Below are 23,388 nucleotides of genomic sequence, written 5' to 3'. Positions count from 1 at the left end.
CCGAAGGTGGCGGCGGCGGTCATTCTGAGCTGACGCCCGTCGGGAGCCCCGTGATGAAACTGTCCCCTGCCTATCGCATCGCCGCCACTATCCTGCATGGATTCGACGAGTACCGCTCGCGCTTCAAGCAGATCACCCTGGACGCCAATCGACGCTTTCGCGACGCCGCCTGGCGCGAGGCCCAGCAGGCCTCGGCGGAGCGGATCAACCTCTATCAGGAGAAGGTCGACGAGACCCTGGGGCGCCTGCAGCGCACCTTTGACGAGGACATCCTGACCCACTGCGAGTGCTGGCGTGAGGCCAAGGGGCACTATGTCGAGCTGATCGGTCAGCGACTCGACTACGAGCTGGCCGAGACCTACTTCAATTCGCTGTTCTGCTCGATCTTTCATCACCGCCACATCCGCGATGACTGGATGTTCGTCAACTCCTCCAGGGACGCCGCGTCACACCACTCGGGCATCGAGCTGTGCCGACACATCGCGGTGGAAGGGGACTGGTCAAGGGCCATCGCCGAGGCGCTGGAGGGGGCCGAACTGGGAATGGAGTTCATCGACCTGGGCCACTGCGGACATCTGGCGCGTGACTTTCTGGTCGAGCACCTGCCGCAAGGGCTGGCGGACGGCACGGACACCGAAATTGAACTGCTGAAGAGCGTCTTCTACCGCAACAAGGGCGCCTACCTGGTCGGCCGCATCCACCGCGATGGCGAGCAGGTGCCGCTGGTGCTGCCGGTGCTCCACGAGGAGGGCAAGGGGCTGCACCTGGATACGGTGCTGATCGAGCCCGACGAGGTGTCGATCATCTTCTCCTTCACCCGGGTCTACTTCCAGGTCGATGCCACCGTGCCCCGTGAGTTCGTGGCCTACCTGCACATGCTGATGCCGGACAAGCCGATCAGCGAACTCTACGCTGCCATCGGCTTCTTCAAGCACGGCAAGACCGAGTTCTTCCGCGCCCTGAACCAGCAGATCGCGCGGCGCGAGGACAAGTTCATCATCGCCCCCGGGGTGCGCGGCATGGTGATGGCGGTGTTCGTGCTGCCGTCACACCGCACCGTGTTCAAGATCATCAAGGACCGCTTCGACCCGTCCAAGGCGATGAGTCGCGACAACGTGCGCGAGAAGTACGGCCTGGTCAAGCGCCATGACCGGGTCGGCCGGATGGCCGATACCCAGGAGTTTTCCTACCTGGTATCGCGCAAGGACCACTTCGATCCCGAATGCCTGGAGCATCTACTGGAAGTGGCGCCGAGCAACGTCTACCTGAAGGACGACAAGGTCATCATCAAGCACTGCTACACCGAGCGCATGATGACCCCGTTGAACCTGTATCTGGAGCAGTGCGACGAGACCGAGACCCGTGCGGTGCTCAAGGACTACGGCAATGCCATCAAGCAGATGGCGGCGGCCAACATCTTCCCCGGCGACATGCTGCTGAAGAACTTCGGGGTGACCCGCCACGGGCGGGTGATCTTCTACGACTACGACGAGGTGAGTTATCTCACCGAGTGCAACTTCCGGCATATCCCGGAGCCCCTGTATCCCGAGCAGGAGCTGGCCGACGAACCCTGGTACTCGGTGGGGCCCAATGATATTTTCCCCGAGGAATTCGGGCCCTTCCTGTTCGCCAATGTGCAGTTGCGCAAGCTGTTCTTCGAACTGCATCCGGAGCTGTTCGATGCCGACTACTGGAAGAGCCTGCAGGCGGCGATCACCGACGGTCAGGTGATCGACGTCTACCCTTATCGCAACAAGCAGCGCTTCGCCTCGGACCCCGGGGGCCTGACCTACTGAGTCCGTGGCGGCGCTGATTCAGACTCTCAAAGCTGTGGAGCGAGTTCATGTCCAAGGCCCCCCACCTGGTGGTGCTGACCGGCGCCGGCATCAGCGCCGAGAGCGGAATCCAGACCTTCCGTGCCGCCGATGGCCTGTGGGCGGATCATCCCATCGAGGACGTCGCCACCCCCGAGGGCTGGGCACGAGACCCGCAGCGCGTGCTGAGCTTCTATGACGCCCGTCGGGACCAGGTACGTGGCGCGCGTCCCAACGCCGCCCACCGGGCGTTGGCTAACCTCGAGGCGCGTGGCTTCGAGGTCAGCATCGTCACCCAGAACATCGACGATCTGCACGAGCGAGCGGGCTCCCGTCGGGTGCTGCACCTGCATGGCGAGATCATGATGGCGCGCTCCTCGGTGGACGAACGCATGCGCTATCCGCTGGGGCGTCGCAATATCGCCATGGGCGACGTCTGTGACCGTGGCAGCCAGCTGCGCCCGGACGTGGTCTGGTTTGGCGAGGCGGTGCCGGCCTATCAGGACGCCTGCGAGATCGTCGCCGAGGCGGACCTGTTGCTGGTGGTCGGCACTTCGCTGGCGGTGATGCCGGCGGCGGCCCTGATCAACGAACTGCCCTTCGATGCCGACTGCGTGCTGGTGGACCCCGACGAATCGCTCAGGGTGCCTGCTGGCGTTGCCCGGCTGGTGATGCCGGCAGGTGAGGGCGTGCCCGCCCTGACCCGTCACTGGCAGCGTGAAGGTCGACTGTTCATGCCGCAATTGGGCTAGGCCCGGGCGAAGGTGGCGCCGTCGAGCGGGTTTTCTAGAGAGCCGTCGAACGGGTTGTCTATAGAGCCGTTGATTGGGTTGTCTAGAGCGCCATCGAACGGGGGGTAGATAGAGCGGTCTTTCGCGTGGCTTGCCTGACGCAGGCAATGGGGCGTGGTAGATTGGGCGCCCTTTGCCGCAGCCTGCATCCCGCCCATGTGTGACTCTCGTTTCGCCGATTCCGCCCCCTCCCAGCAAGACGCCCGCTCCGAAGATTCCGGCTCGGCTCAGGAAGCTTCAACCACCGAGGAGGCGTCCGCCGATCGTCATCCGGGTGAGCCGAGCGCTGTCGGGGATCCGCACCTCGGCGAGAGCCCGAGCCTCGACAGGGACCCTGCCACCGGTCATCCGCGTCCCCCGCGACGAGAGTTCAAGGCGCGCGGCAGTTTCGTCACCCGTTGCGCCGGCTGCAACCTGCCTGAACTCAACTGCCTGTGCCCCTATCAGGCCAAGGCCGACTCTCGGGTCCAGGTGTGGCTGATCACCCATCCGCTGGAGCACCACAAGCCGACCAACACCGGCCGTCTGATCGCCGACGTGCTGGCGCCCACCCGAGTCTTCACCTGGTATCGCACCACGCCCGATGAACAGCTGCTGGCGCTCCTGGCCGACGAGCGTTACGCCCCCTTCGTGGTATTCCCCGACGACCAGCCCGACTACGCCGACCGCGTGGTCGAGGTGGAGGCGGTCCGGCGAGTCCCCCGGGAGCGCATCCCGGTGCTGATCCTGCTCGACGGCACCTGGCGTCAGGCGCGGCGGATCTTTCGCAAGAGCCCCTACCTGGAACGCCTGCCGGTACTGCCGCTGAGAACCGATCGACTGACGCGTTATCGGTTGCGCAAGCCCGCTTCCCAGGCGCATCTGTGCACCGCCGAGGTGGCCGCCGAGCTATTGCGTCAGAGCGGCGAGGAAGACGCCGCTTCGGTGCTCGACGATTACTTCGACGTCTTCAACGACAGCTACGCCGCCAGTCGGCGCTACCACAAGATCGAGACGCCAAGCCCGGCCATGCGCAGGCTGGCCGCCCGGCGAGGGTGAGAGGGCGTGGTCAGGCATCGAGGCGAGGCGACGACAACGCCAGGATCGGTGTCGGTATACGCATAACTATGCCGTATTGAGCGGGTTTTTTCGGACCTGTCGGTATAGAACTACATTCCCTATCCACGACTGCTGGCTTGTGGTGTCGCGAATATCCTAGTTCGCCCGGGCTTTTTCTGGGAGACGCTCTTCTTTTGACACAGTTTCGTCAATCTGTGCGGCTTGGCGCACGAGGAGCGTTATGGATTTTCGTAGGCGTTTTCACCCCTGCCGACCTCTCCCGGGAGATCGCTGTCCATCGCTGGCGGTGGATGGTGATGCCGCATTTTCCGTGGCGACGCTGGAGCGTCGCTTGGAAAAGGACCGTACCCGGGTCGTCCACAGTGCCAGCCTGCGTCGATTGCAGCTGCTGCCCCAGCAGGGCGCGGTGCTGGCCCACGCAAGCCAGAGGCGCCTGCTGTCGGCCTCGCTGGAGCGACAGCAGATGGGGCGCCGGATCGTGCAGATGGTCTATCGCAAGCTGGGCAAGCGGGCGGGTGACTGTGGCCTCGATGGTCTGGAAGACGCCTTCATCTGTCTGGTCGAGGTGGGCAGCCTGCTGCGTGATATCGGTCGACCTCCCTTTGGTCAGGCCGGAGAACTTGCGCTCTGCGGTTGGTTCGACAGCCATATGTCGGCCCTGGGAGGCCGCCAGCTGCCGCTGGCCAAGGACGATATCCAGGGTGCGGCCCTGCTCAACGAGCTGTGTCGGTTCGACGCCCAGGCCCAGGCGCTCCGCACCATCAGCAAGCAGGAGGGGATCTCGCTGACCCATGTCCAGGGCGCGGTGCTGCTGGGGGAGCAGGCGGTGTGGCGCGAAGTGGGCGACGATGGCCGTGGCCGCCAGGGCTACTGCTATCGTGCCGAGAGCGACCAGGAGACGGCCATGCGTGGTGTCCTGGGGCTGGGCCAGGATCATCGCCATCCGGCCAGCTATGTAGTGGATGCCGCCGAGGTCATTGCACGGACCCTGTCTCGTCTGGAGGCGGTGGTGGAGCGGGGGTTGATCGACCCGACGTCCCTGGTGGCATCGCTCAAACAGGCCTACGTGGAGGGGCTGGCCCGCCAGGGAGAGCCCTGGGCGAGTCTGGAGGAGCGGCGCTTCTCGCGCCACGGAGTAGTACGCCGCTGGAGCCTCGGTGGCATGCTGGACTGGGCGCTGCGCCGCTATGAGCGGGACAACGTCGAGGAACTGGGACGCTTCTTTCACTACCTGCGACTGGCGCTAGGGCGCACCCTGGTCAATCACGCCGCCGATGCCTTCGTGGCCCACCTGGAGAACATTCGGGAGGGACAGCCTCAGTTGAGGCTGCTGAGCGCGGAGGTCGGCTGTCGCGTTCTGCTCGAGGCCTTCGACAGCCTGGCCACCCGGGTCGAATATCGGGATCCGGAGCTGGAACGGCTGGAGCTCGAGGGCTACCGCACCTTATGTGGACTGCTCGATGCCGCCCTGCCGGCGTTGCGCCTGCCGGAAGCGGCCTTCGTGCGACTGCTGGACGAGGGCCATGGCGCCTCGCCGCGGCTGACGCTGTGGGTGAAGCGGTTGCCGCCCGGCGTGCTCAGGGTGTACCGCCAGGCCATGGCGCAGCCCTGGGAAGGGGCGAGCCGCGAGGTCTGGGAGGCCTACCATCGTGGACGCCTCGTGCATGACTGGATCTGCAGCATGACCGAGTCATCGGCGCTGGAAGAGTACAGTCGCCTGCGTGTGGCCGGTCGTTCGCTGGCCTGACGGTCTGGAACTGTGGTGTTACCACCGGCCCGCCCAGCGTTGAAACGATGGGCCAGGGATGGCGTAGAGTTTCTATCGACGATTCTGCACAGGCGAAGTCCCATGAGGCTGGCGACGGGTGGTCGGCGAAGCATCTCATTGATGGCGGTGCTGGCACTGTTGCTGGTACTGATGTCGCTGGTTTCTGGCTGCGTGCCGGTGATCAGTGAGCGCTGGGCGCGCCAGCCACTGCAGGGGCAGGTCATCGACGCCCGTACCGGAGCCCCACTGGCGGGGGCCAGGGTCTCGGCCGAGGCCTTTGCCGAGGCCGCCGACGTGACCGACAGCAACGGGCGGTTCGCCATTCCGGGACATTCGCATATCGGTGGGCAGTTGTTGATGGCAGCAAGCGGGCTCCGTCCTCAGTGCTGGAAGATCGAGCGCGACGGCTACCGGACGCTGTGGATCGAGGTGATGGAGATGGTCCCGGATACGCTGCGCCAGCCGATCACGGTGAACCTGCCCATGTTGGCGTTCGATGCCGAGGCGCCCGCTGGACGCTCTGCCGAGACCATGGTCAAGGAAAAGAGCCCCGGGGATCACGCCGGGAATCAGGTCGGCAATCACGTCGCCAAAGAGGCGATTTCCCTCGCGATACAGCACGACAATTACCGTTGGCGCCTGGCGGAAGGCAGCGACTGTGGCGCAGCGCCGCCGCCCGGCTAACGATCGACGTGGTTGGCGTTCGCTGCCAGCGCGCGTGCATCCACTTCCCTGATACTCGAACAGCCACACATGGCGAGGCCCTGGTCCAGCTCTCGGCGCAGGATCGCCAGGCAGCGCTCGACGCCGGCTTCGCCCGCGTCGGCCAGTCCATACAGATAGGGGCGGCCGATATGCACGGCGTCGGCGCCCAGGGCCAGCGCCCGAAGGATGTCCAGGCCGCTGCGAATCCCCCCATCCAGATGCACCTCGAGACGCTCGCCCACCGCCGCCACCACCTCGGGAAGCGCCGCGATGGTGGCCCTGGCGGCGTCCAGTTGGCGCCCCCCGTGATTCGACACCACCACGGCGTCGGCCCCCTGCTCGGCGGCCTGGCGCGCCGAGTCCGCGTCCAGTACACCCTTGACGACCAGCGCGCCCGGCCAGCGGGCGCGGACCCAGCCCAGATCACTCCACCCCAGTGACGGATCGAGCTGGTCGCCGAGCCAACTGGCGAGTGAGGCGATGCCGTCCGGGGCCGAGAGCGGTCCGTCCAGATTGCCCAGGGCGAAACGACGGCTGCGCAGGTGGCGCCACCACCAGCCGGGGTGACGGCCCAGCCCCCAGGCGAGCTTGAGGGCTGTGGCCGGATCGGGCCTGACGTCGTGGCCGAGTCCCCGGTGGTGATCGGCCAGCAGCGGCATATCGATGGTCAGCACCAGTACACGGCAGCCGAGACTCAGGGCGTCGTCCATCAGTCGCTCGCTGAGACCGCGATCCTTGAACACGAACAGCTGAAACCAGGGTGGACGCGGGCAGTCCCGGGCGATATGGGCAAGGGGGGCGTTGGACAGGGTGGCGGCGGTGTAGGGGACCCCGGCTCGCGCAGCGGCGCGTGCGGCCAGACGTTCCCCGTCGGCCCAGGCCAGGCCGCCCAAGGCCACCGGCGAGAGCACCAGCGGCAGCGCGATATCTTCGCCCAGAATGCGAGTACCGAGGGTGCGCCGGCTGACGTCGGCCAGGCGTGGTGCCAGCGCCACTCGAGACATGGCCTGGAGGTTGGCGGCCAGCGCCTGTTCGGCGCCGGAGCCTCCTTCGATATAGTCGAAGACCAGCCGTGGGAGTCGCCGTCTCGCGCCTTGGCGAAGCGCCTCGATGGTGCTGCGGGTCATGGGGCCGACTCCGTTCAGCAGGCTGTTCCTTTGAGCATAGTCTAAGCGGGCTTCGGAGCCGGTTTCGATGGCCGGCTGGCGTGGACCCGGAGCGGGTTCACGTTGATGGTAGGGGGCGTCGAAACGACACCGCCGCCCGAGGGGGCGGCGGCGCGAGGGTGCCGAACGAGGCGGCCGGGCTAGCCGAACAGACTGTCGGCGATACGAAAACCGGCGATCCAGGTGCCGGCGGCGGAGCCCAGGGTCGCCGTCAGAAACACCAGCAGGGTGCGCGAGACACGGTTCTTCCACCAGCCCTTCACCTGGGTAACGTCGTGACGCAGGGTGGAGAAGTCGCGCACCTTGGGCTTGCGCATGGCCAGTTCCACCCCGGCGGCGACGAAGCCCGCCCCGATGGTCGGATTGAGCGAGGTCAACGGGGCGGCGAACACCGTGGCGATCACCGTGACCGGGTGGGCCAGGGCCAACAGGGTGGCGCCCCCTGACAGCACGCCGTTGATCACGAACCATTCCGCCACCAGCTGCCAGCCGAGCTCGGTGTTGCGCGAAAAGCCGATGGCGAAGCCGGTCAGTACCAGGGCAGTGATCAGCCATGGCAGCATCTTCCACACCTTCGACGGCGGCCGGGTGGCCTCCAGTGCGGCGATTTCCTCGGCCGGGTCCTCGGCAGGCGGGCCTTCCAGGTGCTCGGCCATGCCCTTGAGGTGGCCGGCGCCGATCACCACCAGCACCCGCTTGAACTTGCCGGGGGGGCACTGCTGGGCCAGGCGCATCACCATGTAGCGATCGCGCTCGCTGATCAAGGGCGTGAACAGCGACTGTGATTCGGCGGCGAATTCGCTGAAGGTGGACTCCAGCACGTCGCCCTGCTTGAGCCGCTCGACCTCCTCGGCGGAGACTTCCTGGCGCGACAGCACGCTGCCAAGTAGGCCCGACAGCAGGCTAAAGCGCTGCCACCAGGGCACGTTCTGGTAGATCCGCTTGAGCGTCAGGCCCACGTCCCGGTCGATCAGCAGCAGCGGAAGCCCGTGGCGCTGACTGGCCTCCAGGGCGGCGCGCATCTCGGCACCGGGCTCGATGCCGGACTGCTCGGCGATGCGCTGCTGGAAGGCGCCGAGGGCCAGGTTGGCGGCGACCATGCCGGCCTTGCCCTGGCGAAAGATCTGGAACAGGTCCTGGTCACCCAGGGCGTCCGGGTTGGCCAGGTTGCTGTGGCGGGCGTCGCACAGCTCGATGGCGACGGCGTCGAAGTCGCCGGAATCGATCAGGTCGCGCACCTCGTCGGCGCTCTCGGCGCTGACGTGGGCGGTGCCCAGCAGGGTAAAGGTGGTGTCGCCGACGCGGAGGTCCCGTCGGGGGCCGCCTCGGGTCTCGGGCCGCTCGGCCAGCGCAGTGTCGTCGATCTCGCTCATGGGGCTCGGGGCCTTGAGAATGTGAAGGATCGATTATCCATGAACGAGGAGGGCAGGCCAAACCCTGGCCTGCCCTAGAGCTGACATTGTCCGGCGTTCAGTCCTGATAGGCGCCAGCGGAATAGGTCAGTTCGTAGCTGTGCGAGTAGATCTCGAGGATGTTGCCGAACGGATCTTCCATGTAGATCATCCGGTAGGGCTTCTCGCCGGGATAGTACTCGCGCACCTTGGGCATGCGCTTCTTGCCGCCGGCGGCGACGATGCGCTCGGCCAGGCCCTCGACGTCGGGATCCTGGACGCAGAAGTGGAATACGCCGGTCTTCCAGTACTCGAAGTTGTTTTCCGGGTCCTCGTGGTTGGCGAACTCGAACAGCTCCACGCCTACCCGGTCACCGGTGGACAGGTGGGCGATACGGAAACTGCCCCAGCCAGGGCCGAAGACGTCGGTGCACATCTCGCCGATGGCGGAGTCGTCTTCCTCGATGGTGGTCGGCGCCATGATCTGGTACCAGCCCAGCACCTGGGTGTAGAACGTCACCGCGGCCTCCACGTCCGGCACCGAGATGCCGATATGGGAGAAGCTGCGGGGATAACTGTTTGGAGAGTTGCTTGAAGAGTTGGCGGGAGCGTCGTGGTTGGCGTTTGCCAAGTCGTCTTGCTGGCTCATGGAGTGTCACCTCTTGATGCAGGAATGATGAGCACAGTCTGGGCCGGGATCGCTATAATGAAAATCGACGCTACGTTATGGTGATGATAATAGATGCTTATGGCAAATCCGCTCTGGCTACGCTCGTTTCAGGCGTTGGTGGAGCAGGGCAACTTTACCCGCGCCGCCGAGCGCCTTGATCTGACCCAGGCGGCGGTCAGCCAGCATATCCAGCGCCTGGAGGCCGAGCTGGGACTGTTGTTCATTCGCCGGCCTCGGCGGCTCGAGCTGACCCCGGCCGGCCACGCCCTGCTGGACTATCTGAACGAACGTGAACGGGTCGATCAGCGCCTCACCCAGCGCCTGGCCGGTGACCTGGACGATCATGGCGAGATCAGCCTGATGACGCCAGGGAGCATCGGGCTTGCGATCTACCCGCGTCTGCTGGCGTTGCAGAAGCGCGCGCCGGGGCTGGCGATTCGCCATCGCTTCGGTCCGACGCGGGAGATCGTCGAGGCCGTCATCGACGGCAAGGTGGAGATGGGGCTGGTGGGCGAGCGTCCCGACGACGCCAGTCTGACGGTCAGCGAGTTTGCCACCGAGGCGCTGGAACTGGTGGTGCCGGCCAACACCCGTGTCGAGACATTCGATGAGCTGATGGCGCTGGGCTTTATCGACCATCCGGATGGCAAGGCTCTGGCCACCCGTCTGCTCAGTCGGCGCTTTCCGGGATCGCCGGGCTACGCTCGCTGGCCGCGCAGCGGCTTTACCAATCAGATTGGCCTGATCCTGGCGCCGGTGGCCCAGGGGCTGGGCTTCAGCGTGTTGCCACGCTTTGCCCGGGAGGCCTTCGAGGACCAGCACGCCATCCGTGTGGTCGAGGGTGCCCCCGAGGTCAGCGATACCCTCTACCTGATCCAGCGCGCCGAGTGGCCACTGTCGGCCCGGGCACAGCGGGCGCTTTCGGTGATGCGAGAGGCGGTGGCGGGTGCCGACACCGCCCTCTAGCGAAGGGCTACGGCAAAGGAAAGGGCGCCAGGATCGGTCCTATTTGCGCCAGAAGGCCGGGGTAAACAACACCAGAACGGTAAAGATCTCCAGGCGGCCCATCAGCATCGCCATCACCAGGATCCACTTGGCCATGGTCGGCATGTCACCGTAGTGCAGACTGGCCTCGCCCAGCGCCGGCCCCAGATTGTTGAGCGCCGAGCCCACCGTGGACCAGGCGGTGACCTGGTCGACCCCGGTGGCCATCACCCCCACCAGCATCAGGAAGAACAGCAGCACATAGGCCGAGAAGAAGCCCCACACCGCCTGGGCGATGCCGTCGGGTACGCTGACCTTGCCGATCTTGACCGCGATCACCGCATTGGGGTGGATCAGGCGCATGATCTCGCGCATGCCCTGCTTGATGATCAGGATGATGCGGATGACCTTCATGCCGCCGCCGGTGGAGCCGGAGCTGGCGCCGACGAAGGCGGCGATGAACAGCAAAAGCGGCAGGGCGCCGGGCCAGGCGGAGAAGTCAGCCACCGAAAAGCCGGCGGTGGTGGCTACCGAGACCACCTCAAAGATGCCGTGGCGAAGTCCCACGGTGGTCTCTTCGGTACCGGTCAGCCACAGCACCACCACGGTGATGCTGGCCAGCCCCGTCAGGTACAGCAACAGAAATCGCGCCTCGGAGTCTTCCCAGTAGTGGCCGATACGGCGTTCGCGCCAGGCCAGGAAGTGCAGGCTGAAACTGAGCGCGGAGATCAGCATGAAGACGATACAGATGGCCTCGATCACCGCGCTGTCGAAGTAGCCGATGCTGGCGTCGTGGGTCGAGAAACCGCCGATGGCCACGGTGGAGAAGCTGTGACCCAGGGCGTCGAACCAGTCCATCCCGGCGGCCATGTAGGCCAGCATGCACACCACCGTCAGGGTGGCGTAGATGTACCACAGTGCCTTGGCGGTCTCGGTGATCCGCGGGGTCAGCTTGGAATCCTTGAGCGGCCCTGGTATCTCGGTACGGTACAGCGCCATGCCGCCGACCCCCAGGGTCGGCAGGATCGCCACCGCCAGCACCACGATGCCCATGCCACCGAGCCACTGCAGCTGCTGACGGTAGTAGAGGATCGCCTCGGGCAGGAAGTCGATGCCGGTGATCACCGTGGCACCGGTGGTGGTCAGCCCCGAGAACGATTCGAACACCGCGTCGGTGAACGACAGTGCGGTGCTGCCGGTGAGCATCAGCGGCAGCGAACCGAACAGCCCCAGCACCGTCCAGAACATGGCGGCGATCAAAAAGCCGTCGCGGGTGCGCAATTCCCGCCGGGCACGACGATTGGGCAGGAACATCAGCGCGCCGGTCAGCACGGTGATGGCGATGGCGATCAAAAAGGCGTCCCAGGTGCCGTCGCCGAACAGCAGCGAGATGGCGATGGGCGGCACCATGGTCAGGCTGAACATCATCAGCAGCAGCCCGAGAATGCGCAGGATCATCCTCAGGCTCATGGCGTCCTGCCTCCTGGCTGACGGCAACAGGCGGGGGACATGTCGGGACGGGTCGTCGTCTCAAGCCCGGTCGGCATCGGACTCATGCGGCGGCTCTCCTTGGTATGGCGGCAGGGGCGAGGGGCGCGCCCATCAGAAAAAGGTCAATCCGACCTGGAACAGGCGTTCGACGTCACGGATCTTGCGCTTGTCGACGACGAACAGGATGACGTGGTCACCGCTCTCCACCACCACGTCGTCGTGGGCGATCAGCACTTCCTTGCCGCGCACCACCGCGCCAATGGTGGAGCCACCGGGCAGGTCGATGTCGCCGATGGCACGACCGACCACCCGGGAGGACTGGCTGTCGCCGTGGGCGATGGCCTCGATGGCCTCGGCGGCGCCGCGGCGCAGCGAGTGGACGTTGACGATGTCACCGCGGCGCACATGGGTCAGCAGGCTGCCGATGGTGGCCTGCTGGGGCGAGATGGCGATGTCGATCTCGCCGCCCTGGACCAGATCCACGTAGGCGGCGTTGTTGATCAGGGTGAGCACCTTCTTGGCACCCATGCGCTTGGCCAGCATCGACGACATGATGTTGACCTCGTCGTCGTTGGTCAGCGCGCAGAAGATATCGCAGTCCTCGATGTTCTCCTCTTCCAGCAGGCGTTTGCTGGTCGCGCTGCCGTGCAGTACCACGGTGCGGTCGAGGCGTTCGGAGAGCTGGGTGCAGCGCTCGAGGCTGTGCTCGATCATCTTGACCTGGTGGCTGTGCTCGAGGTGCTCGGCCAGGCGCTCGCCGATGTTGCCGCCGCCGGCGATCACCACCCGGCGGAAGTCGCGATCCAGTCGCCTCAGCTCGCTCATCACCGCGCGTATATCGCGCCGGGCGGCGATGAAGAAGACCTCGTCGTCGGCCTCGATCACGGTGTCGCCACGCGGAATGATCGGACGGTTGCGCCGGTAGATGGCGGCCACCCGGGTGTCGACGCTGGGCATGTGACGGCGCAGGAAGCCGAGCTCCTGGCCGACCAGCGGACCGCCGTAGAAGGCCTTGACCGCCACCAGCTGGACCAGTCCACCGGCGAATTCCAGCACCTGCAGGGCGCCGGGGTGCTCGATCAGCCGGCGAATATGGTCGGTGACCACCTGCTCGGGGCTGATCAGTACGTCGATGGGCACCGCCTCGTGGGCGAACAGTCCCTTGCGCGCCAGGTAGGCGGTGGCGCGCACTCGGGCAATCTTGGTCGGGGTACGAAACAGGGTATGGGCGACCTGACAGGCGATCATGTTGACCTCGTCGGAGTTGGTCACCGCGATCAGCATGTCGGCGTCTTCGCAGCCGGCCTGGCGTAGCACCATGGGGTAGGAGGCCGCCCCGGAGACGGTGCGGATGTCGAGCCGGGTATGCAGCTCGCGCAGGCGCTCACCGTCGGTGTCCACCACCGTGATGTCGTTCTCCTCGCGGGCCAGGTGCTCCGCCAGGGTGCCGCCAACCTGGCCGGCGCCGAGAATGATGATCTTCATCGTCGTCGTGTCCGAAGAGGGGTTCAGAGCCTATGGTGCGTTGCAGCATTGAGCCAGCATACCCGAGCTCTGAACAGTACAACAGGGCGGGAGAGCCCCGCCCTGTGCTGAAAGGAAACACCGCAGGACTTGTGCAATGCAAGTCCCGTGGGTCTCCGGGTCGAATCAGCCTCGGAGGTCAGTCGAGGGTGAAGCCGACCTTGACCGTGACCTGCCAGTGGGCCACCCGGCCATTCTCGATATGGCCGCGGGTATCGGTCACCTCGAACCAGCGCAGGTCATGCACGGTTTCCGAGGCCTTGGTGATGGCCCGCTGTACCGCATCTTCGATGCTGGTTTCCGAGGAACCGGTCAACTCGATCTGCTTGTAGACGTGTTGGCTCATACAGACTCCCTGTTGGAGAAGCATAGGTCACGGGCGGCCAGGCCGACGTCCTGGTCGGACTAGCGGCCCGCCTTCACCAGTCTGGCATAGAAGAAGCCGTCATGGCTGTCGACCTTCGGTAACAGTTGGCGTCCGGCCCCGGAAACCTGGCCCCAGGCGATGCCGTCGGGCATCTGCTCGCTGGCGTCCGGGGTGCGCGCGAGAAAGTCGCGGATCTGGTCGCGATTCTCTTCCGGCAGCACCGAGCAGGTGGCGTAGAGCAAGGTGCCGCCGGGCTTGAGCAGCGGCCACAGATTGTCGAGCAACGCGCGCTGAAGCTGGGCCAGCTGGGCAATGTCGCTGGGCCGACGCAGGCGCTTGATGTCGGGATGACGGCGGATGACGCCACTGCCGGAGCAGGGGGCGTCGAGCAGGATGGCGTCGAACGGGGTGCCGTCCCACCAGTCACGCTCGGTGGCGTCGCCCTGGGCCAGGGTCGCCGACAGGCCCAGACGAGTCAGGGTGTCTTCCACCCGTGCCAGGCGCGCGGCATCGGAGTCGATGGCGTGCAGGTCGACGTCGAACAGCTCAAGCAGGTGAGCGGTCTTGCCACCGGGGGCGCAGCAGGCGTCGAGCACGCGCGCACCCGGCCGCGGTGCCACCACCGGGCCAAGCAGCACCGCAGCCAGTTGGGCGGCCTCGTCCTGGACACTGACGTGGCCCTGGGCGAAGCCGGGCAGGGCCTCCACGTCGCGGGCGGTCTCCAGCACCAGCCCGTCCGGGGCGTGGGCGCATAGCCTGGCGGAGATGCCGGCACCGTCGAGGATATCCAGGTACTGCTCGCGGTCGTTGTGGCGACGATTGACCCTCAGGGTCATCGGTCCCGGCTGGTTGTTGGCCTCGCAGATCGCCTGCCAGTCATCGGGCCAGGCCTGGCGCAGCGACTTGAGCCACCAGCGTGGGTGCAACAGCGCCACCGCCGGGTCACGGTCGACTTCGGCTTCCAGCGTCGACGACTCGCGCTGCAGCCGGCGCAGACAGCCGTTGAGTACCCGGGTGGCCCAGGCCTTGCCGAGCAGACGCGCGGCACCGGCGGTCTCGCCTACCGCCGCGTGGGCCGGAATGCGCAGGTACAGGAGTTGATAGGCGCCCAGCAGCAGCAGCGCCTGAATGTCGGCATCGCGACTCTTGAACGGTTTCTCGAGCAGCTGGGCGGCCAGTGCCTCGAGCCGTGGCAGGGTGCGGCAGACGCCGAAGCACATGGCCTTGAACAGGGCACGGTCGCGGGCCACCACCTGATGGTCGTCCAGGGTGGCCAGCGAGCCCTTGCCGGTGATCACCGGCACCAGCGCCTTGGCTGCGGCGGCGCGGACACAGTCACCCATGTCGCGTCGGGCGTTGGCGTGACGGCGGCCATGGTGGGGCGGCTTGCGATCGCGTGGGGGTTGAGAATCGCTCATGCGGAGGTCTCCGGGAAAGGACGTCCCAGCAGCGTGCCCTGGGGAAAGCGTTCGGCCCTGGCGCGCAACAGCTCGGATACCGCCAGCGCCTTGCCGCCGGGCAGCTGGGCCCGGGTGATGCGAAGGCGCTCGCGGCCCTCGTCGCCACAGGCCACCAGCAGCTCGGTGTCGGCGCGGGTGATGGTGCCGGGCGACTCTGGTGCGCCGTCGTCGGTCGGCTCGGCCAGGTGGATACGCAGACGTTCATCGCCCAGCGCGCACCAGGTCACCGGCCAGGGATTGAAGGCGCGCACCCGGGCGGCCAGGGTCGCGGCGGGCTGGGCGAAGTCCAGCTCGGCCTCGGCCTTGCTGAGCTTGGAGGCGTAGGTGACGCCCTGTTCGGGCTGCGGCGTGGCGGCAAGCTCACCGTCGGCGAGTCGGTCGAGGGCCTCGACCATGGCCTTGCCACCGATCTCGGCCAGGCGATCGTGCAATTCGCCGCCGGTGGTGGTGTGCAGGATCTCGGTGCGTCGGATGATCAGCATGTCGCCGGTATCGAGTCCCTCGTCCATCTGCATGATGGTGACGCCGCTCTCGTCATCGCCGGCCTCGATCGCCCGCTGAATCGGCGCTGCACCGCGCCAGCGCGGCAGCAGCGAGGCGTGGACGTTGAGGCAGCCCAGGCGCGGTGCCTCGAGTACCGGCAACGGCAGGATCAGGCCGTAGGCCACCACCACCATGACGTCGGCGTCCAGCGCGGCCAGGGCGCGCTGTTCGGCTTCGTCCCTGAGCCGCTCGGGCTGGTACACCGGCAGGCCGTGCTCCAGCGCCAGCGACTTGACCGGGCTTGGCGTCAGCTTGCGGCCGCGTCCGGCGGGGCGATCGGGTTGGGTATAGACGGCAATCACCTGGTGGTGACTGGCCAGCAGCGCCGAGAGACTCTCGGCGGCGAAGTCGGGCGTGCCAGCGAAGATCACGCGCAGCGATCGGGTCATGTTCAGGGCCTTGGCCGAAGAATGCGGGGACAATAGTAACGGAGACGGGCGAAACGACGAAGACCGACAACGTGATTCACGTTGCCGGTCTTCGTCGTAGGCGGTTGCGGGGCCGAGATGGCGGCGGCTTGAGGGCTGCGCAGCGGCTCAGGCGCCCTGCATCTGGCGATGACGCTTCTGCATCTTCTTCATCACCCGGTCACGCTTGAGCGGTGACAGGTAGTCGACGAACAGCACGCCCTCGAGGTGGTCGAGCTCATGCTGGATGCAGTGGGCCAGCAGTCCGTCGGCTTCGAGCTCGTAGGGCTCGCCGTCGCGTCCCTGAGCCTTCAGCTTTACCCGCAGCGCGCGCGGCACCTCGGCGTAGTACTCGGGGATCGACAGGCAGCCTTCCTGCATCGGTTCCCGTTCGTCCCCCAGCGGGGTGACCTCGGGGTTGATCAGCACCAACGGGGTGGACTGATCTTCGCTGACGTCGATCACGATGACTCGGCGATGCACGTCCACCTGAGTGGCGGCGAGGCCGATACCCGGTGCGGCGTACATGGTCTCCAGCATGTCATCGACCAGCTGGCGGACCTCGTCATCGACGTTTTCGACGGGCACTGCCTTGTTGCGCAGCCGCTCGTCGGGAAACTCGAGAATGGGGAGTCTGGCCATGCTGTGGTACCACCGTTATTCGTTCGGTTCGTGTTGCCCATTCTAGGACGACGCCGGGGGTGACCCTAGTCGTTGGCGCCAATGAGCGTGATAGGTCGCTACTATAACATGCCAGAATCGCCGTCGCGCACCGCCTGGAGCCGAGACGGCGAAGACCGCCAAGGCGTGTCGCGCCTGCCTGCCTATACTGCCGGCACTCGGCCAGGGAGGGCTCTGTCATGGAACTTGGCTTCGCACGCTGGATGGCGTTGAACGCACTGCCTCAGGTGGGCCCACGACGGCTGGCTCGCCTGCGTCAGTTAAACCCTGACTGGCCCGGTGGCTGGCTGGCCCGTCTGCCGCCCGGGGCCGCGGCGGAACTGCGCTTGTGGCTGGATCATCCCAGACGCAGCCCGCTGACGGCGTTGATCGAGCAGGCCGAGGCGTGGCTTGCCGGCGACGGCGGGAAAGCGCGCAGCGCTGCCAATGGAGGCCGCCTCCATGAGCGGGCCGAGGCGCGCCACCTGCTGCATCCCGATCATCCGCGCTGGCCGGCCCTGCTCGACCAGATCCCGGACCCGCCGGTGCTGCTGTGGGCGCTTGGCGATCTCGATGCCCTGGTACCGCCGAGGCTTGCCCTGGTGGGGTCGCGGCGGCCCACCCGCGAGGGTTTGGTCAATGCGCGCAGTTTTGCGGTGGCGCTGGCGGAGGCCGGCTGGTGTCTGGTCAGCGGCATGGCGCTCGGCATCGACGGTGCCGCCCAGGCGGCGGCGCTGGATCTTGGGGGGCGCAGTATCGCGGTGCTGGCCGGCGGCGTCGATGTGGTCTATCCCGGCCAGCACGGCGCCCTGTATAGGCGCCTGCGCGACGACGGGGGCCTGCTGCTGGCGGAGTCTCCCCCTGGCGTGCGGCCACGCTCGGGGGATTTTCCCCGGCGCAACCGCATCGTCACCGGGCTGTCCTGCGGTGTGCTGGTGGTGGAGGCCGCCGAACACAGCGGCTCGCTGGTCAGTGCCCGCCTGGCCGGTGAGCAGGGCCGCGAGGTATTGGCGCTGCCCGGCTCCATCCACTCGCCCCAGGCCAGGGGCTGCCTGCGGCTGATCCGCGAGGGCGCCGCCCTGGTCAGACACCCCGACGACCTGTTCGAGGAACTGGCGTGCTGGGGGCCGCGACGCGCGACCCCGCGGTGCATTGCGGCTGGTGCCGCCGATGGTCGTGTAGATAGTCCTGTAGATGGCCATTTAGATGGTCCTGTAGATAGCTCTGTCGATAATCCTCTAGACAGCGCCTCCGAACGCACCGGGGCAAGGGCCGCGCCTTCCCCCGGTCGCAAGCTGCTCGATCTGCTGAGCGCCACCCCGTTGGCGGTGGACGATCTGATGGGGCTGGCGGGCTGCGATGTGGCCGCCTGCCAGCGTGAACTGACGCTGCTCGAGATCGCAGGACAGGCCGGGCTGGTGGCCGGCGGGTGGGTGCGTCTGGATGGTGGCAAGGGCTAGCCGCCCGATGACGAGGCCCGGCCGAACAGGGTGCCAATGGCCGTGGGGGAACGGGCGGATCGCCTACGCCGGCGGCGACAGCGGCGTGCGACGCAAGTCCCGACGCCGTGCTAGCATGGCGCAACGATACTCCCTACCCTGATCTTTCGACTCGGTACCGATTCAGATAACGACCCCATGAGTGATTCCGATTCCTCCCTCGTGCCCGTCGTCGACGCCCTGCGTCGTGGCGGTGTCATTGCCTATCCCACCGAGGCCGTCTGGGGCCTGGGCTGCGATCCCGACAACGAAGAGGCGCTGACCCGGCTGTTGCGCCTGAAGCGCCGTGACCCGGCCAAGGGGGTGATCCTGATCGCCGCCACCATCGAGCAGTTTGCTCCCTGGCTCGAAGGATTGCCGGCCGACCTTCATGCGCCTCTTGTCGCCAGCTGGCCGGGCCCCAACACCTGGCTGGTGCCGGACAATGGTCGCACCCCGTCGCTGGTACGAGGCTGCCACGACAAGGTGGCGCTGAGGGTCAGCGATCATCCCGGTGTACAGGCGCTGTGTCGTGCCTTCGGCGGGCCGCTGGTGTCCACCTCGGCCAACCGGGCAGGAGAAGCGCCGGCCATGAGCGAAGCGGACATTCGGCGCATCTTCGGCAACGAGCTGGACGCGGTTGTGCCGGGAGCGTTGGGCGGCAATCCTCGCCCCAGCACCATCCGTGACCTGCTAAGCCGCGAGACCCTGCGCCACTGACATGGCTCTCGGCCTGGCCCTGGGCGCACCTTTTTACGAATCGCTTTTACTCATCGCTTTTTTTTAACAACAGGAGCAGACGTGTCCGAGCCCAATCTCGAAGAGGTCAAACGCTACCTGCTGGAATTGCAGGATCGCCTGTGCGAGGCCCTGGCCGAGGCCGACGGCGAAGGGCGCTTCCATCAAGACGACTGGGTGCGTGAGGAAGGCGGTGGTGGCCGTTCCCGGGTCATCGAGGAAGGCGCGCTGTTCGAAAAGGGCGGGGTCAATTTCTCCCACGTTCACGGCGCGACCCTGCCCCCGGCGGCCACCGCAGCACGCCCGGAACTCGCCGGGCGCGGCTTTCAGGCGGTGGGGGTGTCCTGGGTGCTGCATCCGCGTAATCCCCACGTACCCACCAGCCACGGCAATGTGCGCTTCTTCATCGCCAGTGCCGAGGGCGAGGCGCCGGTATGGTGGTTTGGCGGCGGCTTTGACCTGACGCCCTACTACCCCCAGTTTGAAGACGCCTGTCACTGGCACCGGGTGGCCCATGAGCTGTGCCAGCCGTTCGGTGACGACGTCTACGAGCGCTACAAGCGCTGGTGCGACGACTACTTTTTCCTCAAGCACCGAGGCGAGACCCGTGGTGTCGGTGGTCTGTTCTTCGATGACCTCAACGAGGGGGGCTTCGACCGCTGCTTCGCGTTTCAGCGCGCGGTAGGGGATGGCTTCCTGAACGCCTATCTGCCCATCGTGGAACGTCGTCGCGATACCTCCTGGGGCGAGCGCGAACGTGAATTCCAGCTGTATCGGCGAGGTCGCTACGTGGAATTCAACCTGGTCTGGGACCGTGGCACCCTGTTTGGCCTGCAGAGCGGCGGTCGCACCGAGTCCATCCTGATGTCGATGCCGCCGCTGGCGCGCTGGCAGTACGACTACCAGCCGCAGCCCGGCTCTCCCGAGGCGGCGCTGGATGCCTATCTGGTGCCCCGGGACTGGCTTGGTGAAGAGGCCTCGAGCCAAGCGCGATGACCGTCAGCGGTCACAATGCGGCATACGACAACGTCAAGAGCGAGGTGAACCGTCCGATGAACGATCGTTACTGTGTGTTCGGCAATCCGGTGGGGCATTCGAAATCGCCGGTGATCCACAGCACCTTTGCCGAGCAGACCGGTGAATCGCTGGAATACACCGCCATCGAGGCGCCACTGGAGGACTTCGGCGGAGCCTGGCGCGCCTTTGTTGCCGAAGGCGGGCGCGGCGCCAATGTGACGGTGCCGTTCAAGGAAGACGCCTACCGGCTGTGCGACAGCCTGAGCGAACAGGCGCAGCGGGCCGGGGCGGTCAACACCCTGACGCTCAAGGCCGATGGCAGCGTCGAGGGCCACAATACCGATGGTATTGGCCTGGTGGCGGACCTGGAGCGCCAGCAGGTAAGGCTTGAGGGTGCACGTATCCTGGTGCTGGGTGCCGGAGGCGCGGTGCGCGGCGCGCTGGAAACGTTGCTGTCGCGACGTCCCGCCTCGCTGCGGCTGGCCAACCGCACCGCCGCCAAGGCCGAGGCGCTGGCGCGGGATTTCGCCGACCTGGGCCCCGTGTTGGGCGGCGGCTACGACGCCGTCGACGAGCGCTATGACCTGGTCATCAACGGCACCAGCGCAAGCCTTGCCGGGGACCTGCCGCCGCTGCCGGAGGATCTCTTCAACGAGGGGGCTGTCGCCTACGACATGATGTACGGCGCCGAGCCGACGGTGTTTCTGGCCTGGTCGGCCGAGCGAGGGGCGAGCACCAGCGATGGTCTCGGCATGCTGGTGGAACAGGCGGCGGCGGCCTTTGAACGCTGGCGTGGCGTCACGCCGGATACCGGCCCACTGCATCGAAAGCTGCGAGCAGAGCTCGACGCCGGCTGAAGCCGCTTTCGCGGACACATCCGCAGCAACGACAACGGCGCCCCTGGCTCACTGCCATGGGGCGCCGTTGTCGTTGGGCGTCGATGTCGTCGGTCAGGAGCCGTCAGCCCCTGGTCGTTAGTTACCAGCCGCGCGCCACGATTCAGCCGCGTCGACGGTAGAGCCCCAGCATGCACAGCCCCAGCCCGACCACCGACACCAGCAGGCCGCCGTTGACCAGCCAGGGGCTGCGGACGATCCAGGGAACGAAGGGCGAAGGGGTGTCGCCACAGTGGCCGGCCAGGTAGTTCCAGTAGCCCTGGTCGACCAGTTCGCACTGGCGGATATCGCCGAGTTCCACAAAGAACAGGGTCAACAGCACCACAATGGGCACGACGAGCAGGATCAGGCCGAGCCTGGTGGAGGTGAGTTTCATGGCACCAACGAAGCGTGGAAGTGACGGGAGCCGAGGCCTCCAGGAATAGAGGCCTCGGCGATAGATGCCTCGGCGATAGATGCCCCCTTGTCAGCGGCCTGGTGACAGGCTGCAGGGCAGGGGCTGTTCTGGTTCAGGGTGCCTTGCAGCTGGGCGTCAGGCCACGGGCCTGGGCTTGCTCGTAGCGGGCCATGGCGTCGTTCATGCCCGCCTCGAGCCCGGCGATACGGTTGCCGTGTGCCGGGTGGGTGGACATCCACTCCGGCGGCTGGCCGCCGCCGGCGGCGCTCATGTTCTGCCACAGCTGGACGCTGGCGCGGGGATCGAAGCCGGCGTCGGCCATCAGCTGCAGACCGATGGTGTCGGCCTCGCTCTCGTGACTGCGCGAGAACGGCAGCAGGATGCCGTACTGGGCGCCCATGCCCATGGCCGCCATCAGCTGGTCGCTGCCGGTGACCCCCTGGGAGCCGAGGGCCGTACCGACCACCGACATGCCAAGCTGGGTCGCGCTTTCGGTGGAGGCGCGCTCGTTGGCGTGGTGGGCCAGCACGTGGCCGATCTCGTGGCCGATGACGGTGGCCAGCTGGTCCTGGTTGGTGGCGACGTCGAGCAGGCCGGTGTTGACCCCCACGTAGCCGCCCGGCAGGGCAAAGGCGTTGGCGTCCTCGGACTCGAACACCTTGACCTGCCAGTTCTGATTGCGCTGGTCTTCCGGCAGCGCCTGCACCACGTTGCGGGTCACGCACTGCACGTACTCGAGCTGGCGCCCGCTCACGGTGGGCAGCTCCTGCTGGTACTGGTCGAAGGCCTGGGCCCCCATCTGGCTGAGCTGCTGTTCGTCCAGCAACAGCATCTGGGAGCGACCAGTGGGTGAGGTGGAACAGGCAGCAACGGTAACCATCAGGGCGCAGGCGCCCACGGCCTTCATCCAGCGCATGGGGGGTCTCCTTGTCATGATCCGCCGGGGTCGAGCCCGAGCGTGTAGAATCGGTGGCAACTGGCCTCAAGATACCCGGACTGCTGGAAGGGTCAACAGCAAAGGTAGTGCACGGCCGGTCGCTATCCAGCGACAGACCCTGACCGGCGGCCATCATTTGTTACAAGGACACCTGCCCCGATGGACACTCAACTCGCCCAGCGCCTGCTGGCCCTTCTCGATCGCGTCGAACCCTGGCTGCCCGAGCCCCGCCCTGCGGTGGACTGGCGTCGTGACGTCGCTGCGCTGTGGCAGCGCCACGCCCTCGGCGGGCAACTGGTGCCGGTGCCGCCTCGGGATGCCCTGAGCCTGGACGACCTGGTCGGGGTGGAGCGCCAGAAGCGCGAGCTGCTGGCCAATACGCGGGCCTTTCTGCGTGGCCTGCCGGCCAATCACGCGCTGCTGTGGGGCTCTCGTGGCAGTGGCAAGTCGTCGATGGTGCGCGCGCTGCTCAACACCTTGGCTGACGAAGGTCTGCGGCTGATCCAGGTGGACCGCCACGACCTGGCCGGACTGCCGCTGTTGGTGGAGCAGTTGCGTCACGAACCGGCGCGCTTCGTGGTGTACTGCGATGATCTGTCCTTCGAAGGATCCGACGACGCCTACAAGGCGCTCAAGAGTGTCCTCGACGGCACCCTGACCGGCCCCCCGGAAAACGTGCTGATCTACGCCACCTCCAACCGGCGCCACCTGATGCCGGAGCATATGAGCGACAACCAGCAGAGCCACCTGACGCCGGACGGCGAGGAGCTGCACCACGGCGATGCGGTGGAGGAGAAGATCTCGCTGTCCGACCGCTTCGGGTTGTGGCTGGCGTTTCATCCGTTCAACCGAGAGACCTATCTGGATACCTGTCGCCACTGGGTCGAGCGCCTGGGCCAGCCGCAGGACTGGGATGACGAAGCGCCGGTGGCGGCCACCCGCTTTGCCACCATGAGAGGCGGACGCAGCGGCCGCTGTGCCTACCAGTTTGCGCTGGACTGGGTAGGGGCTCGTCGCCTGGCCGAGCAAGCCTGAGGCGCTGCCGCAGGCTTGCAGGCCAGGCTCAGCAGCGAGCGAGGCATGGTCTCGACATCCGGCAGCATGCGTGCACGAAAACGCCCGGTT

22 protein-coding genes are annotated in these 23,388 nt (G+C 66.5%); 11 read left to right on the top strand and 11 right to left on the bottom strand.

Annotated features, from left to right (window positions below; all coding sequences use genetic code 11):
- Window positions 1-53: 53 nt before the first annotated feature.
- The 5 genes from aceK (at window position 54) to KUW00_RS03815 (ending at window position 6,116) form a co-directional block, all read left to right on the top strand.
- Window positions 54-1,796 carry a bifunctional isocitrate dehydrogenase kinase/phosphatase gene (gene aceK / locus KUW00_RS03835; RefSeq protein ID WP_108131228.1) on the top strand — a complete coding sequence of 581 codons (1,743 nt, stop codon included), beginning with the start codon at window positions 54-56 and terminating at the stop codon, window positions 1,794-1,796.
- Window positions 1,797-1,843: 47 nt separating this feature from the next.
- On the top strand, window positions 1,844-2,566 hold the full coding sequence (locus tag KUW00_RS03830) for an SIR2 family NAD-dependent protein deacylase (RefSeq protein ID WP_045993075.1): 723 nt from the start codon (window positions 1,844-1,846) through the stop codon (window positions 2,564-2,566).
- Window positions 2,567-2,761: 195 nt separating this feature from the next.
- The gene (locus KUW00_RS03825) at window positions 2,762-3,643 is read left to right on the top strand and encodes a tRNA-uridine aminocarboxypropyltransferase (RefSeq protein ID WP_222568257.1); all 882 of its coding nucleotides are present in this window, start codon (window positions 2,762-2,764) and stop codon (window positions 3,641-3,643) included.
- Window positions 3,644-3,884: 241 nt separating this feature from the next.
- On the top strand, window positions 3,885-5,411 hold the full coding sequence (locus KUW00_RS03820) for a hypothetical protein (protein ID WP_222568256.1): 1,527 nt from the start codon (window positions 3,885-3,887) through the stop codon (window positions 5,409-5,411).
- A gap of 102 nt (window positions 5,412-5,513) precedes the next feature.
- The gene (locus tag KUW00_RS03815; protein ID WP_222568255.1) at window positions 5,514-6,116 is read left to right on the top strand and encodes a carboxypeptidase-like regulatory domain-containing protein; all 603 of its coding nucleotides are present in this window, start codon (window positions 5,514-5,516) and stop codon (window positions 6,114-6,116) included.
- Here KUW00_RS03815 and KUW00_RS03810 read toward each other — a convergent pair.
- From KUW00_RS03810 to KUW00_RS03800, 3 genes are all read right to left on the bottom strand, one after another.
- On the bottom strand, window positions 6,113-7,264 hold the full coding sequence (locus KUW00_RS03810) for an alpha-hydroxy acid oxidase (RefSeq protein ID WP_222568254.1): 1,152 nt from the start codon (window positions 7,262-7,264) through the stop codon (window positions 6,113-6,115). The genes KUW00_RS03815 and KUW00_RS03810 overlap by 4 nt on opposite strands.
- A 179-nt stretch (window positions 7,265-7,443) precedes the next feature.
- Window positions 7,444-8,676: a TraB/GumN family protein gene (locus KUW00_RS03805; protein WP_222568253.1), complete on the bottom strand. Its 1,233-nt coding sequence runs from the start codon at window positions 8,674-8,676 to the stop codon at window positions 7,444-7,446.
- Window positions 8,677-8,773: 97 nt separating this feature from the next.
- Window positions 8,774-9,343: a lactoylglutathione lyase family protein gene (locus tag KUW00_RS03800; RefSeq protein WP_222568252.1), complete on the bottom strand. Its 570-nt coding sequence runs from the start codon at window positions 9,341-9,343 to the stop codon at window positions 8,774-8,776.
- Window positions 9,344-9,442: 99 nt separating this feature from the next.
- Here KUW00_RS03800 and KUW00_RS03795 point away from each other — a divergent pair, with 99 nt between their 5' ends.
- Entirely contained in the window at window positions 9,443-10,330 is an 888-nt protein-coding gene (locus KUW00_RS03795) for a LysR family transcriptional regulator (RefSeq protein ID WP_213228227.1), read from the top strand.
- 39 nt (window positions 10,331-10,369) lie between these two features.
- Here the strand turns inward: KUW00_RS03795 and KUW00_RS03790 are convergent, their stop codons facing one another.
- The 6 genes from KUW00_RS03790 to def all read right to left on the bottom strand — a co-directional run bounded on the left by KUW00_RS03790 (window position 10,370) and on the right by def (window position 16,782).
- The gene (locus tag KUW00_RS03790; RefSeq protein WP_108448511.1) at window positions 10,370-11,818 is read right to left on the bottom strand and encodes a TrkH family potassium uptake protein; all 1,449 of its coding nucleotides are present in this window, start codon (window positions 11,816-11,818) and stop codon (window positions 10,370-10,372) included.
- 132 nt (window positions 11,819-11,950) lie between these two features.
- A complete protein-coding gene (gene trkA, locus KUW00_RS03785; protein WP_045995220.1) occupies window positions 11,951-13,324 on the bottom strand; it encodes a Trk system potassium transporter TrkA in 1,374 nt (457 codons plus the stop codon).
- A gap of 178 nt (window positions 13,325-13,502) precedes the next feature.
- Window positions 13,503-13,709, bottom strand: coding sequence for a dodecin (locus KUW00_RS03780; protein ID WP_045995219.1), 207 nt, complete (start codon window positions 13,707-13,709; stop codon window positions 13,503-13,505).
- A gap of 59 nt (window positions 13,710-13,768) precedes the next feature.
- Window positions 13,769-15,073, bottom strand: coding sequence for a 16S rRNA (cytosine(967)-C(5))-methyltransferase RsmB (rsmB, locus tag KUW00_RS03775; protein ID WP_045995222.1), 1,305 nt, complete (start codon window positions 15,071-15,073; stop codon window positions 13,769-13,771).
- Window positions 15,074-15,144: 71 nt separating this feature from the next.
- Window positions 15,145-16,122, bottom strand: a complete 978-nt coding sequence (gene fmt / locus KUW00_RS03770; RefSeq protein ID WP_222568251.1) for a methionyl-tRNA formyltransferase — start codon at window positions 16,120-16,122, stop codon at window positions 15,145-15,147.
- Between the two features lie 147 nt (window positions 16,123-16,269).
- The gene (gene def, locus KUW00_RS03765; RefSeq protein ID WP_045992735.1) at window positions 16,270-16,782 is read right to left on the bottom strand and encodes a peptide deformylase; all 513 of its coding nucleotides are present in this window, start codon (window positions 16,780-16,782) and stop codon (window positions 16,270-16,272) included.
- 218 nt (window positions 16,783-17,000) lie between these two features.
- Here def and dprA point away from each other — a divergent pair, with 218 nt between their 5' ends.
- The 4 genes from dprA to aroE all read left to right on the top strand — a co-directional run bounded on the left by dprA (window position 17,001) and on the right by aroE (window position 20,890).
- A complete protein-coding gene (gene dprA, locus KUW00_RS03760) occupies window positions 17,001-18,260 on the top strand; it encodes a DNA-processing protein DprA (RefSeq protein ID WP_045992736.1) in 1,260 nt (419 codons plus the stop codon).
- 177 nt (window positions 18,261-18,437) lie between these two features.
- Window positions 18,438-18,998 carry an L-threonylcarbamoyladenylate synthase gene (locus KUW00_RS03755; protein WP_045992737.1) on the top strand — a complete coding sequence of 187 codons (561 nt, stop codon included), beginning with the start codon at window positions 18,438-18,440 and terminating at the stop codon, window positions 18,996-18,998.
- 81 nt (window positions 18,999-19,079) lie between these two features.
- Window positions 19,080-20,012 carry an oxygen-dependent coproporphyrinogen oxidase gene (hemF, locus tag KUW00_RS03750; RefSeq protein WP_222568250.1) on the top strand — a complete coding sequence of 311 codons (933 nt, stop codon included), beginning with the start codon at window positions 19,080-19,082 and terminating at the stop codon, window positions 20,010-20,012.
- A gap of 56 nt (window positions 20,013-20,068) precedes the next feature.
- A complete protein-coding gene (gene aroE, locus KUW00_RS03745) occupies window positions 20,069-20,890 on the top strand; it encodes a shikimate dehydrogenase (RefSeq protein WP_045992778.1) in 822 nt (273 codons plus the stop codon).
- Window positions 20,891-21,032: 142 nt separating this feature from the next.
- On the opposite strand, the gene KUW00_RS03740 is transcribed toward aroE, so the two are convergent.
- Window positions 21,033-21,305, bottom strand: coding sequence for a hypothetical protein (locus tag KUW00_RS03740; RefSeq protein ID WP_222568249.1), 273 nt, complete (start codon window positions 21,303-21,305; stop codon window positions 21,033-21,035).
- A gap of 133 nt (window positions 21,306-21,438) precedes the next feature.
- Window positions 21,439-22,242, bottom strand: a complete 804-nt coding sequence (locus tag KUW00_RS03735) for a M48 family metallopeptidase (protein ID WP_108131243.1) — start codon at window positions 22,240-22,242, stop codon at window positions 21,439-21,441.
- Window positions 22,243-22,422: 180 nt separating this feature from the next.
- Between KUW00_RS03735 and KUW00_RS03730 the strand changes: the two genes are divergently transcribed.
- The gene (locus KUW00_RS03730) at window positions 22,423-23,298 is read left to right on the top strand and encodes an ATP-binding protein (protein WP_045992741.1); all 876 of its coding nucleotides are present in this window, start codon (window positions 22,423-22,425) and stop codon (window positions 23,296-23,298) included.
- The last annotated feature ends 90 nt before the right edge of the window (window positions 23,299-23,388 follow it).

This window comes from Halomonas sp. DP5N14-9 (genome assembly GCF_019802175.1).
Lineage (GTDB): Bacteria > Pseudomonadota > Gammaproteobacteria > Pseudomonadales > Halomonadaceae > Halomonas > Halomonas litopenaei.
This window is presented reverse-complemented; position numbering and strand designations above follow the sequence as displayed.